Source organism: Alkalihalobacillus bogoriensis ATCC BAA-922, from assembly GCF_000621445.1.
Taxonomy (GTDB): domain Bacteria; phylum Bacillota; class Bacilli; order Bacillales; family Bacillaceae_F; genus Bacillus_AO; species Bacillus_AO bogoriense.
On record NZ_JHYI01000042.1, the window covers coordinates 19,232 to 33,020 of the forward strand.

The window sequence follows — 13,789 nt, forward strand, 5'->3', positions numbered from 1 at the left end:
AAAATCGGTTCTACCTTGTTTTAGCCTTGAAAATTATTAGGAAACTACTTACACTATCATTGTACACAGGCAATAAAATACATTGGTTGCCTATCGACAACATTTAGTAGGAGGATTGAACTATTTTATGAAAGAAGAAAAAATAGTTGAATTGCTAATCGAACTTCGAGATTTTGTCTTTAATGGAGGATACGAAAAGTTAATAGAAGAATTAAATGATGAAACAGTTCCTAAGACACAGACCCCTGTATTTGGACATAGTTATAGCTCCATGTTAGCTGAACTGAAGATGACAACGACATTTATCGAGAAAAAGATGAGCATCTCAGAATACCTTGATAAAATAATGAAGGAAAAAAATATTAGGAGACCTTCCTACATATATAATAGAGCTAATATACGTAAAGACACATGGAGCAAATTAGCCAGAGGTGAAACGAAAGAGCCTGACTTTTTAACTTTAGTAAAGCTTGCTATCGCATTCGAATTAACAATTAAAGAAGCTACTGATTTGTTAAGAAATTTTAATCGTTCATTTAATGAAGAAAGCTCAATACGAGATCGAATTTTAGCTTACGCTATAAAAAATAATATCTATGACACTACAACTATCGATATGCTTTTATCAGATTTTGACGAGGAACCCCTCTTTTCTCAAATGTAAAATGGCTTGCAGCCGCAAGCCATTTTATTTCTCTCTAAAAAACTGATACTTTGTAAAGTAATCATATCTAATTTGTCCTGATGCCTCTCCAAAACGGTTTTTCAGAATTTGCAACTCCAGCTCCCGAGGGAACTTTTTCTTCAACTGATCTAACATCTCCCTCTTCTTTTGCTCATCTTTTTGCATTGCAATCTGATTAACGTTACTAAATTGCAATCCCATTACAACATCTGCAGAGTATTCAATCGTTCCCGACTCTTTGAAGCTTTCAAACCCAACGGACACATTATAATTTGTGCGATTAAGCGAAGAGATTACTAACAAAGGTACATTATAATCACGACTAATTTGCTTTAACCTTGTAACTACTGCATCAATATTACTTCTCTCACCGATACTTGAACTTTTAGATAGTTTAATAATCTGCAAATAATCTACAACAACCACAAACCGATTATGATAGCGTTTAAATCGTTTCAGCTTTGCTTCTAACTGCTCTAAACTTTCGCCTAAGTTTCCTTGGTGAATAATTATATTTTCTGCCACTTTTTTATAACCCTGTTTCAACTCTTCCAAAAACAAAGGATTAGCTTTACCCGTCTTAATTTCTATATCTGTTAACGCATTACTTTTGCTCTTTATAAAGCTCAATCGGGATAAGCTTCTTGCCATTAAATCTTTTCTACTCATTTCGTATGAAAAATAAAGCGTTGGGATACCGTTTTCTGCAATTTGATCAGCTATTTGATGAACAAAAGCTGTCTTTCCAAGCGAAGTGGGACCACCCAATACATACAGTCCTGGATAAAGTCCTCCATTTAAAATAGAGTCTAATCCTGGAAAACCGCTACAAATCGGTTGATTTTCACTATTACGAATTTCTTCAAAGAAATTATCGAAGTAATTTACAAGAAACTCGCCTTGCCTATCGGTGTGAACCTCTTGAACAGCAACTTTAAGAAAGCTACCTAAATCTTCTCGATCTGCTTTGAGAAAATCATTCGTATCTTTATAGTCAGCAGGAATTCTTTTTATCAAATAATCTATATCCAATTGCGAAAACTCTTCATTTACTTTATTTAATAATTTCTCGCCTTCTTCATCATTGTCGGGAATAATGACAAAAGTCTTTGAAAGTGCATGATCGTAATTATCTTTTACAAGCTGAATTAGCTTATTAACATTGCTAACACTGTTAAGTCCAATAGCTGGATAATCGAACTCTTCAATAGATAATGCATCAAAATAACCTTCTACAATGAAGAGAACATCATATTGGTTCGGAGCTTTAAGATACCTTTCATTTAATAATTGTACGCTAAATCCCTTTAAGTTCTTTGTTTTTTGAGTTTTAAACTTTTCTGCATTTGGAGAATTGTCATCTCTTCTTGGGATGAAGTAACTACATTTACCTACCTCATCGAAAATAGGGAGAAAATACTTATACATTTTTGTAATATCATTTGGCTTTTCTTCTATATCTGGGTGATTGTTAATTGCAAAATCTAAACCTTCTTTTGCATAGCCTAACTTGTATTTGTTAATTGTCTTAGCAGTAAGTCCTCTTTCATTAGTAAAATAATCCGTTTCATCAATATTATTGTGTGCCATTTCTATCAATTGAGTAAAATCTACTTCATTTGTTTTTAATTCATTTTCTTTATTCGTTTCCTTGAAAGTTATTGGGCTCATTGGTTTTACCTCCACATCAGATGATATATTTGCTAATTCCAATAGCTTTTGAATAGCCTCTTTCTTTGATAAGTGTTCATAGTCTTCCATAAAAGTGATGATATCCCCACCATGAGTACATTCATTAAAAGATTTGTAGAGTTGCTTGTGCTCATCTACTTTAAAGTGATTACTCTTCTTACCGCAAAAAGGACATGGGATTAGAAAAGTATTACTACCTATTTTTTTAGATTTGCTCATGGTTGTCATTTCAATATACTGCAGTAGTGGAACTCTTTGTTTTGCTTTATCAAGTCGTAGTTGGCTATCAACAGTCATCTTGAACCACCTCCAAAATGATTTTTCTTTCTTCATTGTCTTTGAAAGGGAAGAGCTATTTAACAGCTCTTACCCTTTACTTAATATAATTATAATAATTAGGCTCTCCAGAAAACGCAAAGCCCTTGCTATATCAACGTTTTTGGAGTTATAACCCCTAAATAAAGAACATTAGTTCCTGTGATGAGTATATTTCTTCCTATGCAAAGAACATTAACTACATAAAATTACTCCCTACACAAGGAACATAATCACCTGTTGGGAGAGCAACTTAAATATAGGATAAGTCTTACATTGCTTTTCCTTTTGGCTTCTTTCTATAATTTTCTATCAGTAGAGGTTGGGTATATTCCAACTTCGCATTCATTAGTTCCGTATAAGTTACGTTTGTTAAATTAAAGTGAAGTCGGTATTGCTCATCTTGCTGTAACTGATTAAACGCTTCGCTGAGAATTTTAGAATAGTATTGGATACCTTGTTTGCTTATTTTTCTATGATCTATATCCAGCAGATTAAAGATTGTGGAGAATTTCAATGCACTTGTAGAATAGTTTTTGGGGAATTGTAGTTTCGCTAACTGTGCAAGTTTCAGGGATAGTAGAATGGAGATCCAATCTCTTGAAGGATGATATTGAAGGAGTTTTTTGTGAACGAGGGTGTACGATTTATTGGATAAGTGGCTAATCCATGTGCCAAATGAAACTTCGTAATAGCCTCTCTTTACTTTCTTAAAGTCAAGTAGTCTTGAGTAGCAGAAATCTTTACGTTTTCCCTTTTTAACTTCTACCTCGATTGTAATAGAAGATAATAGTAGAAGATCCCTCTCTAATCGATCTTTACTTGCTTTTGTCAGCTTTATTGCCCGATGTTTAAAGTAATCTTTTGCTTCCAGCAACAAATCAGTTTGAGCATTTCCTTGATGAAAAAGGTGCAACAAGTAAATGAGCAGTTGCACTTGTGACAAACTCACCGCCTGCTTAACTTGGCTAATAGATTTAAAATGCTCCTCATTCAGTTCAATTGATATCTTTTCAGAGGTAGAGATTGAATGGCTCAAGTTATAATCATACTCATCAATCTCAGCATTTTTCAGTTTATAAAGCCCTTCAACCACTTTCGAAACGATGTCGTTAATCGGCACTTTCAAATAGTTCACTTCAATGATTTCCTGTAACTCTTCCCTACGTGTAAAAGTGTAATCAGAAAACTGTTTTATTACTGTCATTTCTATCACCTCACCTTTTTTTGTTATTGTAATTTACTCTTAGTATTAGTTGGTTGACCACAGGCAACATTTTTTATGACTATTGTCTTATTTGCTTGTCAATATATATCTTACTTCCTTCATCTACAGTTGTATATATTAAAACAGTTCGAGTACGTTCGAGCTAAATATGTGAATGAGAGTGCAGCCGAAGGCTACACTCTCATTCCTGCTTGTTATTTAATAGAACATTATCGACCATGAATTCGTATTCATGGTTCCATTGTTATGACAAAATCATATTCTCAAACTGTCATTCGACAATTTTTCTATTAAATTCAGTTATAAATAGGACTTTGTCGCATATAAGAAAGAAAAATCAAATTCAAGGAGGGATTACAATGTTAAACCAGCACTATTTTATTGCTATTGACAGCGGTAAAAGTTATACCAAATATGCTTTTAGGAATGAAGAAAATATGATTGAAAAAGGGAGATTTCCCACCAAAGTAGCTGAGGTTAATAGTAGCTTTTCCGACCTAACAGGAAAAAATGAAATGATACTTTATAACGGTAAGCATTACCTTGTTGGTGAAATGTTATCAGATGAAAATTCAAACTATGACCTCACAAAGCAGACCATCGACCATCTTTTATGTATTTATCTCGCTATTGTTAAAGTCCTCGATAAGTCAGATTCAATACCTGCTTTAGCAAATATTCACCTTGCTGTTAATACCCCATTATTGCTTTATAAAAATGAAAAATTAAAAAAAGAATTCGAGAACTTTATTAAACAAGATGGAAATGTTATTGGAATAGAAATCAACAACAAGCCTTTCTCTTTTAAAATCTCCACAGTTTCTATTCTTCCAGAATGCATCGGGCCACTCTACTACAATACAAGTAGTTTTAGAGATAAACGTTTGTTAATCATGGATTTTGGCTCATTAAATGTTAGTTTCCTTGAAATGAATAACCTTATTCCACAGTATGATCGCATGGTTACTGCAACAGCAGGTGTTAATATTCTTAGAGCAAAACTGACAGAAATGCTAACATCCAAACATGGAATAGCCTTATTTGACGATGATGTTGAACAAATTCTTAAAACTAAAACGGTGAATTTATTTGGAGAAAAGCAAGAAGAAAGTACAAAGTTGGTTAAAACGTTAATACAAGAGCATATTAGACAAATTATGAACTATGCTAAGAGCCGAAAAATATCTATTAACTCTATTGATAACATCATTCTCGTAGGCGGGGGCAGTATATTGTTAAAAAGTGAATTATTAGAACAACTACCCTCAGCTCTTGTCTATCCAGATGCTCACTTTTCAAACGTACTTTCCTTTCTTCGTATTCTGGAGGCGAAGCAACATGAAAGAAGAACAAAGACTTAGAATATCGGTTTCCTTTCGCAATGAATATCGCCACTTATACGATCACGTAATTAAACAAGCAAATTCAAGTGATTATATCTGTCGTGTTCTGCAAAAAGAACTCGAACGTGAGCAGAATGCTAAAAGATTGGAGGACAAGCTCGAAGATTTGTTATCTGCAATAAATACCAAAGGCATATTATTTAACAGCAACAATGGAACTGCCGAATTAGAGCAAAGTTTAAACGATGAGGACATTAACTTAATCAATCAGTTATTTTAGTAAATAGAATAAAGGAAGGATCGGTGACTTAATAACCAATCCTTCCTTTTATCATTTACTGATTTTCTTTCAAAATCAATTGCTCTGGCTCACGTAGCTCCATCCAATCGTGACTTGTGTCAGTTACCACTCGATAGTTAACACCAATCTTCTCAAAATATTTTATTGCACAGAGAATTTTACGTTTTTCGTGCGGGAACCGTAAATCATCCAGCTTTACCCCACCTTTTGTTTCTCTTATCAGTTCAAGTTTATGCTTACCATCATTATATTTACGTACAATAGCCCAATCGGGATTGTAGTTTCCTATTATTTTAGGCAGTAATATTTTGAATTTTGGTGGGAACTTAAAGTAGAGCAACGTATCATCACGTTCAACATCTGGCTTAATTAAATCCTCTATAAAGTTTCTTTCAACATCTGAATCTACTTGAACTTTATCGTATAAGCCAGCTATTCCAGCTTCCACTAATTCTCTCTGAGGTTGTTTCAATTCTATCGGGAATAGCTCGTCTACTTCATAAACATCCGTATTCTCATCTATTTCAAATTCGATATTATCAACAATATGATCGCTTAATGTAATTCGAATTTGGCTCAAGAACTCGCTAATCCAACCTTCTGGGTTATAAAATATCTTTTCTTTTTGTTCGTTTTTCATACGCTTGAATATTTCGAATATAGTCTTCTTCGTGAGTTTTGTTTCATTTGCAGTACGAGTAATAAAATCAGGTATTGGGTACGTTGCCTTTTCAGCTTGCTCCACTTGTTTCTTCGGCTTTTCAGCTTTTTCTGCATGGAATTTATATGGCTCAAATTTCTTTACAGTGATTTCATTTGTAAATTTTACATATGGTTCACCGTACTTTTCATCAATTTGAAGCACTTTAAATCCTCGTAAACGTTCATCTCTCGTAATTCTTTTCAAATCATCGTTTACTGATACATATAATTCATTTTCTAAATTATTCCCTTTAGAATCTTCCATTTTAATCTTGATCTTTGCACGTTCTCCATCAAGTTCAACAAGTGATATTTTATATTCACACATGATAAAGCGACCTTTTGTTACTTCAATTAAAGCAGAAGGGAATTTTGTAATATTGAGCCTATCAACACATTCTTTAATTAGCTTTTCAGTATCAATAGCTACTTTGTAACTCATCTTCTTATTTAACTTGCTCCAAAACTTAGTAAACTCTTCTGAATTGTATAGTTCATCTTTACGTTTAACAATACTTTGCTCTGGCTTTTTAGGTGGTGGCGGTGCGTCTGTTCCGTCTTCAATATATTCTTGCTGTAATCGGGAGACGAATGATTCATATTGCTCATTTGCCACGACAGTTAATACGTTTACATCATGATTTTCTGTTCGTTTTCCTTCTTGATTTACTGCTAATCGTAAACCACGACCAATCTCTTGACGTTTTTTCATCGTAGAACTTGTCTGATTTAAGGTACAAATCTGGAACACGTTTGGATTGTCCCAACCTTCTTTTAAAGCCGAATGAGCAAAGATAAATGACACAGGCTCTTCAAAGCTTAACAAGCGTTCTTTATTCTTCATGATTAACTCAAATGCTTGTTTTTCCATTTCTTTTTGTTTTTGATTTTTACCTTCAGTGTCTACTGCATCTTCCTCAGGAGAATCAGCTTTTGGCTTTGCAAAATACCCTTGCCTTACATCACTTGCTGATTTATCTTTAAAATCATCGTAATGTCTTTTCAAGCGTTCGAAACTTTCATCAAATAATCGTTTGATCATACCGTCTTGTGCAGTATAATTTTTCACTCTATCAATAAAGAACAGGGATAAAACCTTTATACCCTCTGCCCTTAAAGCTTGTTGGCGTTGTAAATGAACACTGATCGTTCTTTCAATTTGTGCTCTAAAAATACTTTCCTTTGACAACATGGAATCACTTACTGACAACCTTATGTCATTTTCAAATGAAAGGACTTGTTCATCTTCATTTCTACCATATCTAATTTCAGCTACTTTGAAGTGCTCATAATCGAGATTTCTCGTTTTAGTAAATAGATCGTCACCCTGTTTTAGAGAAATATCTCGTTCAACCTTCTCACCTTGATCCATTACTAATGCTCTTACTGTAGCGGTTAGTGGATTTCGTTTTACTTCTAACAATCGCAAAACCGTTTCATTCAAATTCCCTAATTCAGAAACCCCAATTACTTCTATCTGCTTTACCAAATTATTTCGGAATGCATCAATAGGAGTTAGTCGATATAACAAGTTTGGTGTTTCTCTATGTGTTGCTGAATATCGTAAGACAAATAAAGGTTTTAGCGTACGAATTGCTTCTTTTGCCTTAGCAGTCTCATAGTTTTGTGCTTCATCTAAAATCATGATTGGTCTTGTCGCTTGGATATATTGATACGGCTTCCATTCTCCTTGAAGTTTTTCCGTATGTTTAAAGATGTTATTACTTGCTTTGTTGAAAGCGTCTATGGTCATGACCATAACTGTTAAGTCAGTATTGCTCGCAAATGTATTCAACTCACCTAATTTAGCACTATCATAGGCTACCGCAGTTACATCTTGATTGTCATATAACTGACGAAAGTGATTTCTCATTGTTGATATCGACTTCATTACCCCCTGATAAATTGCAACAGACGGTACAACAATAATGAATTTAGTAAATCCGTATCTCTTCTTTAATTCATACATTGTTCTTAGATACACATACGTTTTTCCTGTACCTGTCTCCATCTCCACTGTGAAATGCGGAACTCGAAAAGAGTCATTTCCCGCAACTTCCAAAACCATTCCATCGTCTACATACAAATCATCCGCTACTTCCAATTCACTACCACGTTTTTCATCGTTATTTCTTTCTTGAACGACTTGTAGGTTTTCAAGAAGAAGGATTTCGTCTAATATCTCATCGGCTGGAAAGTTTGGAGCAACGTCATTCGTTGTACCCGTAAACATATCCTTTTGTTCTTGATAAGGAACACCCTCGAACAAGTCCACTACGCTGGAGATGGCATCTAATTGGAACTGCTGATTTTCATCATAATGTAATGTAAGTTTCTTAGCCATTTCAACCACCTCCGTTAAATAGTTTTCACGTTCATAGTTTCACTAAGAAGGACTTTTTGTTCGTTAGATAGTGCGTTATCGAGGCAGATGATTGTTGCCTTACTAAAATTGCTTCTTAACATACTTTGTGTTTCATAAATTATTTTTTCATCAATACAAACAATTAGGGGCTCAGGAATTTGTTCGTGCTTAACTATTGTTAAGTGATTAGAGCCAACCTGTTGGTTTGATATTTTACTATCAAGAGGAAAACTTTGACTAAGCATTAACTCAATGATTAAATCTTCCTTTTTTGTGCCTTCAACAATAGAATTAGCTATAAATAAATCCACTTCCCGATCAAACATATCAAGATTATTAAATTTGTTTGTTCTCCATTTGCGTATATTAGATGCATCCAAACAATAATTTGCAAATCCCCTATCTAATGTGTTTATATTTTCATCTTCTTCGTTAAGTTGCTGAATTGCTTTTCTTAATCGTTCTTTAGTAACCTCAGCAATTGTAGAGAAACTATCATTACGTGTTGGTTCAGGTATTTGTACTAATATAAACTTCCTGTTTCCATTATCTTCTTTATTAACTGCTAATACCGCATGACCTGTAGTTCCACTTCCAGCAAAAAAGTCTAATATAATGTCATCCTTATTCGTAACCATAGATACTATTTGCTTGATCATTTCTAAAGGTTTCGGGTTTTCAAAGTCCAATGTTCCAAATATACTTTTTATAAACCTTGTATCCGTAGAATTATCAAAATACCAAAAGTTATCTGGTACCGATAAATCCCCAATTGTCAGATAATCTTTTAGTCCAGGTGGTGTATTAGGATTCCCATACCAAATCAATCCTTCCTTTTGAAGTCTTAGTAATTCTTCATAGGATTTCCCCCAACCTCTATTTGGTATTACACAGGGCTCTCCTGTTTCTGGATTATCAATAGTATAATTTTTCGGTCCTCCTTCCCTCGATAAATCTGCATCTTTAAAAACACCATTTTCATCGACTTTATTCCACCTACTCAAATGAGAGTATTTAGGTCTCTTGTACATTTCTTTTATTTCTGATTCTATCTCCTCTAATTGCAATCCCTGTTCCTTCAATGTTAGAAATGTCCTATGTATATCTCCTGCTCCTTTTTTTTCTACTCTCCATTCAACATCTTTAAATTGAGAAAGATCTTTTGCATAACACAAAATATATTCAGTTGATATACCCATCAATTTTGCTTGGTTTTTATTAGAGTTATTTTTATGAATAATTCTTGCAATAAAATTTTCTGCTCCAAAAATCTCATCACAAATTAACTTTAAATTGTCTAATTCATTATCATCAATGCTAATAAATATTACACCATCATTCCTTAATAAGTACCTTGCTAACTTCAATCGAGGGTACATCATTGAAAGCCAATTAGCGTGAAATCTTCCACCTGTTTTTGGGTTACTTGTAAGTAATCCGTCTTCATCTGCTTGTCCTGTTTTTTGTAAATATTTTTCAATAGGATCTTTATAATCATCCTTATATACAAAATCTTTACCCGTATTGTATGGTGGATCAATGTATATACATTTTATTTTATTTGTATAACTTTTTTGCAAAACCTTTAGAACTTCTAAGTTATCACCTTCTATTAAGGCATTGTTTGTATCTTTTTCATTTACACCTTGCCCTTCTAAAAATTTCAGTGTGCCCTGTGGTGGATACGATGCAAGTTTCCTTGCTTCTTTTTTACCAATCCATTGTAGCCCAAAGAACTCTTCAGTGTTCTCTTCTACTAAATCCCCTACCTCATCCTTTAGCACTTCAATATTTAACTTTCCATCACCAAATGCCTCTGGAAACAGCTCTTTCAACTTTTCAATTCGATCTTCATCAATCCGCTCAGGTCTTTTTAATTCTTCAATTGACATTTTCTACACCTCTTCTTCATCTAAACTTGCTTCAATAATTTCAACACGTTCATGCTCTGTACCGTAATCAGCATAAAAGTCTAAAAAGTTCTTTCTTGCACTTGGAGACGTAAAAACGTACTCTTTAAAAGATTCACATGAAAAACGAACATCACAGTTTCGGCAAACATGAACAGCAAATGTTTTGTTATCTTGTACTTTTGATTTTAATTTTTCAACAGGTGGAGGAGCAAACTGATAATCTTCAATCATATCAACCACTTCACCAAATGCAGTTATATATGCCTCTACCTCTTCAGAAACTAATTCAATGGGAACTTCTGGATTCCATTCTTCCATTGCTTCTTCTAAAATTTCTGGTTTATTTGCTTGATCTGCTCTGCGTTTAGCTTTTCTTAACGATTCCGTTTCTCCTGTTGCAAGGATTGCAGTGGCATCTAACTGCTGTCCTCTTATAGATTCCCAAATATGAGCATAGATGTTCAATTGTCCTTCATAGTCCTTTTTATTACACCTTACAAAGTCCACATCATGCGTTTTTATATCATAAAGGACAACTTTATCATCTTCTTTTACAATATCCACTACACCTTGAATAGTGTATGATTTTCCTTTTGGTGTTTTTTGTTGTGGAAGTGTAAGTCTTACCTCTGTATCTGTTACGTTTTCGGCAAGATCATGAAGCTTTTTCCAATAATTCTTCACTTGCTCCAACGCCAACTTTTTTACATGTGGTGATAGTGAATGACCACCTTCCAAACGTAGCAACTCATAATTTTCATCAAATGCCTCTTCTATGAATTGTAACATTTCATTCTTACTCACTGCTATCACCTCTCATTGCAATTAGTCGGTTATGAATATCTTCAATTGTTTGGTGTACTAAATTACCAAATAACATCGTTTGTGAACGTGATGGAACAAACCCATATTTCTTAAACGACATATAGTTCCTTGGACATTTTATATAAAGCAAGTAATCACTTGTATACGAGTAAACTTTAGGGATATCATCTTCTTTTACTTCAACATTAGGCATATCTGACACCCTTACATTTGGTATCATTGGGTAATTCATTTCGTCAAACAGCACTTTAAAGGCAGGATCAACCGCTTGCCCACGACCTCTTAAATTTGAAATTATTAACATCTTTTCAGCCCTTGAGAGTGCTACATAGAACATTCTCATTGTGTCAAACTCAGGCACACGTTCCAATGGCTCGTTATCCCCTGACACCAATGGTCGTACAATCTCCTCGACCCTTGGAACCCCTCTATTCTTCTTTCCTGGATTACCTAATACAACATAAGGAAACTCTAATCCTTTTGATTGGTGAATTGTTAAAAATGGCACACGCCCCCTCGGAAAAGGAGTTTCCTCATTTTCAACTTCTGACTCACCAATGCGGAACAAGCCATACACATATCGACCAAAGAAATCATTCGTAAAATGGTTTTCTATTAACCTTGCTCCTGTGATAACGGACTTTGACTGTTCCATATAACGGGAAAGATACTCAGAAATCATAGATAAGTTGCAAATCGGGCCCTCATCTGTACCTCTTTCAGCTAATTTAAACATTTGTGAAAAGTAGGGAAAGCCACAAAGTCTATAAAATAAGTCTAATACATTCCAATCGACCGATGTTGCACGATTAAGAATATATTGAATGCTAAAGGGCTTACCAACCTTTGTTCTCTCTTCAATGATTTTGTCCAAACGTTCAGAGCCTAACCCTCGAATCGTTTGTTGAGAAATCAACGGAGTTTTGGTAAGAATTCGTTTATGATTCTTAGGATTATATGTATCAGGAAGAGACCAACCATTATCAGTTACTGTCTTTAATAACCGTACATAGTCCTCCTTACAACGATTTAGCTCCTCTACTTTTAAGTTCACAAATTGTTCTAAGCGTTCATCACCTTTAAGGAGTTCCTTTGCAATCTCCTGTATGGAATCTAACCAATCGTGATAATCTTTATAAGCACCTGAATATTCTTGTCGAACAGGCTTACCAAACACTTTTGTAAGGATACCAAACATTGCTTTTGCTTCATCTACTTCTAAAAACCGACCAGCCCTCGGTGCATACACACTAATTCCTTCTTTTTCTAAAGCCCTTTTTACTCTTTTTACATGTTGATTATTTTTCAAAGCGGGGAATAGTACAGCAATTTGATTTGGATCTTCCACTTTACCTTCATCTATTAAATTTTTAATAAATTGAGCAGTTTCTTCAGCAACATCCTCGGATTTCGCTGGTGAAGTTGTGATTACTGAAATATCGTTATCCTGGTTGTGGGCTTCAATATTTTTATCGTGTAGCCTATAGTAACCTTCTCCGTCTTCTCTTACCCAACTTACTTTATCTATAAAGTTCGTATAGGTTGTGACAATTTGCTTTTTGGAACGATAGTTAGTATTTAAGCGAATCTCTTTAGGTGTCGTGTGTATATATGTTTGACAACGCTGAGGAAACTGAACAAAATTTTCTACAGTTGCACCCCTAAAACGGTAAAGAGCTTGATCATCATCACCAACAACACAAATATTTTTATTTCCAGAAGCTAATCGAAAGAAAAGTTGTTCTTGAATTCTATTTGTATCTTGCATTTCATCAATAATAATATGGTCAAATTCAAAACAAACGTGATCGCTTTGCAACAATTGGTGTAATGCCCTTTGTTGAAGCAAAGAGAAATCAACCATATTCGATGTGTTTAACTTTTGCTTATACCAATCATATAGCTTTGCTATCTGCAAAAGCATTTCATCTTGTTTTGATGTAGCTTGGTCAATAATATGTTCAATTGGTAGATTTTCTTCTGAAAAACGATTGAAAATGGATATTAGTGATAGTGTTGATTCATGACGTGATTCAGAACGTTTTCCAAAGTATTCTTTTAATTCAGCTCTCCATTCATTTTCTTTAACATGAAGTAACTCTTCTACCATTTTCCAAAATGAGCTTGAATTTATATAAAAGTATTGATCTAATTCATCTAATAAAATTGGAGGCTTTACTCTTGTTCTTCTCTCTGTAAATCTTCTATCACCTATTAGTCGCTGACACAACGAATGAACTGTTCCTACATACATACGTGAAATATCATAAGGAGTACCTGTAATATTGGTCACTGCCCCCAATATACTCTGTAGACCGTCTTTTAATTGTTTAGCGGCCTTCTCTGTAAATGTCGATAAAAAAATTCTCTCTGGCAAAACATTTTGGAACACAATAGCATTTACCGTTCGCCATAAAAGC

At 34.2% G+C, this 13,789-nt stretch carries 9 protein-coding genes; 3 read left to right on the forward strand and 6 right to left on the reverse strand.

The features are described 5' to 3' along the window. The first annotated feature begins 127 nt into the window (after positions 1 to 127). The gene (locus T323_RS0115000; RefSeq protein ID WP_026674007.1) at positions 128 to 664 is read left to right on the forward strand and encodes a helix-turn-helix domain-containing protein; all 537 of its coding nucleotides are present in this window, start codon (positions 128 to 130) and stop codon (positions 662 to 664) included. A gap of 24 nt (positions 665 to 688) precedes the next feature. On the opposite strand, the gene T323_RS0115005 is transcribed toward T323_RS0115000, so the two are convergent. Further along, positions 689 to 2,674, reverse strand: a complete 1,986-nt coding sequence (locus T323_RS0115005) for a DnaB-like helicase C-terminal domain-containing protein (RefSeq protein ID WP_026674008.1) — start codon at positions 2,672 to 2,674, stop codon at positions 689 to 691. 289 nt (positions 2,675 to 2,963) lie between these two features. After that, positions 2,964 to 3,899: a hypothetical protein gene (locus tag T323_RS0115010; protein WP_026674009.1), complete on the reverse strand. Its 936-nt coding sequence runs from the start codon at positions 3,897 to 3,899 to the stop codon at positions 2,964 to 2,966. A gap of 380 nt (positions 3,900 to 4,279) precedes the next feature. On the opposite strand from T323_RS0115010, the gene T323_RS0115015 reads away from it, so the two are divergent. Together T323_RS0115015 and T323_RS0115020 are read left to right on the forward strand one after the other, a co-directional pair. After that, complete coding sequence (locus T323_RS0115015) at positions 4,280 to 5,281, forward strand: ParM/StbA family protein (protein WP_026674010.1); 1,002 nt, start codon at positions 4,280 to 4,282, stop codon at positions 5,279 to 5,281. After that, complete coding sequence (locus T323_RS0115020) at positions 5,259 to 5,543, forward strand: hypothetical protein (RefSeq protein WP_026674011.1); 285 nt, start codon at positions 5,259 to 5,261, stop codon at positions 5,541 to 5,543. Before T323_RS0115015 ends, T323_RS0115020 begins: the two co-directional genes overlap by 23 nt. A 55-nt stretch (positions 5,544 to 5,598) precedes the next feature. Here T323_RS0115020 and T323_RS0115025 read toward each other — a convergent pair whose 3' ends face one another. The 4 genes from T323_RS0115025 to T323_RS0115040 form a co-directional block, all read right to left on the reverse strand. Then, positions 5,599 to 8,610 carry a restriction endonuclease gene (locus T323_RS0115025; RefSeq protein WP_026674012.1) on the reverse strand — a complete coding sequence of 1,004 codons (3,012 nt, stop codon included), beginning with the start codon at positions 8,608 to 8,610 and terminating at the stop codon, positions 5,599 to 5,601. A gap of 14 nt (positions 8,611 to 8,624) precedes the next feature. Beyond that, positions 8,625 to 10,523 (reverse strand): site-specific DNA-methyltransferase, encoded by a 1,899-nt coding sequence (locus T323_RS0115030; protein ID WP_026674013.1) that lies wholly within the window; start codon positions 10,521 to 10,523, stop codon positions 8,625 to 8,627. Positions 10,524 to 10,526: 3 nt separating this feature from the next. Further along, positions 10,527 to 11,348 carry a PD-(D/E)XK nuclease family protein gene (locus tag T323_RS0115035; protein WP_169737909.1) on the reverse strand — a complete coding sequence of 274 codons (822 nt, stop codon included), beginning with the start codon at positions 11,346 to 11,348 and terminating at the stop codon, positions 10,527 to 10,529. Then, the coding region (locus T323_RS0115040; protein ID WP_026674015.1) for a UvrD-helicase domain-containing protein at positions 11,341 to 13,789 on the reverse strand (2,449 nt) is incomplete at its 5' end. The genes T323_RS0115035 and T323_RS0115040, both read right to left, overlap by 8 nt.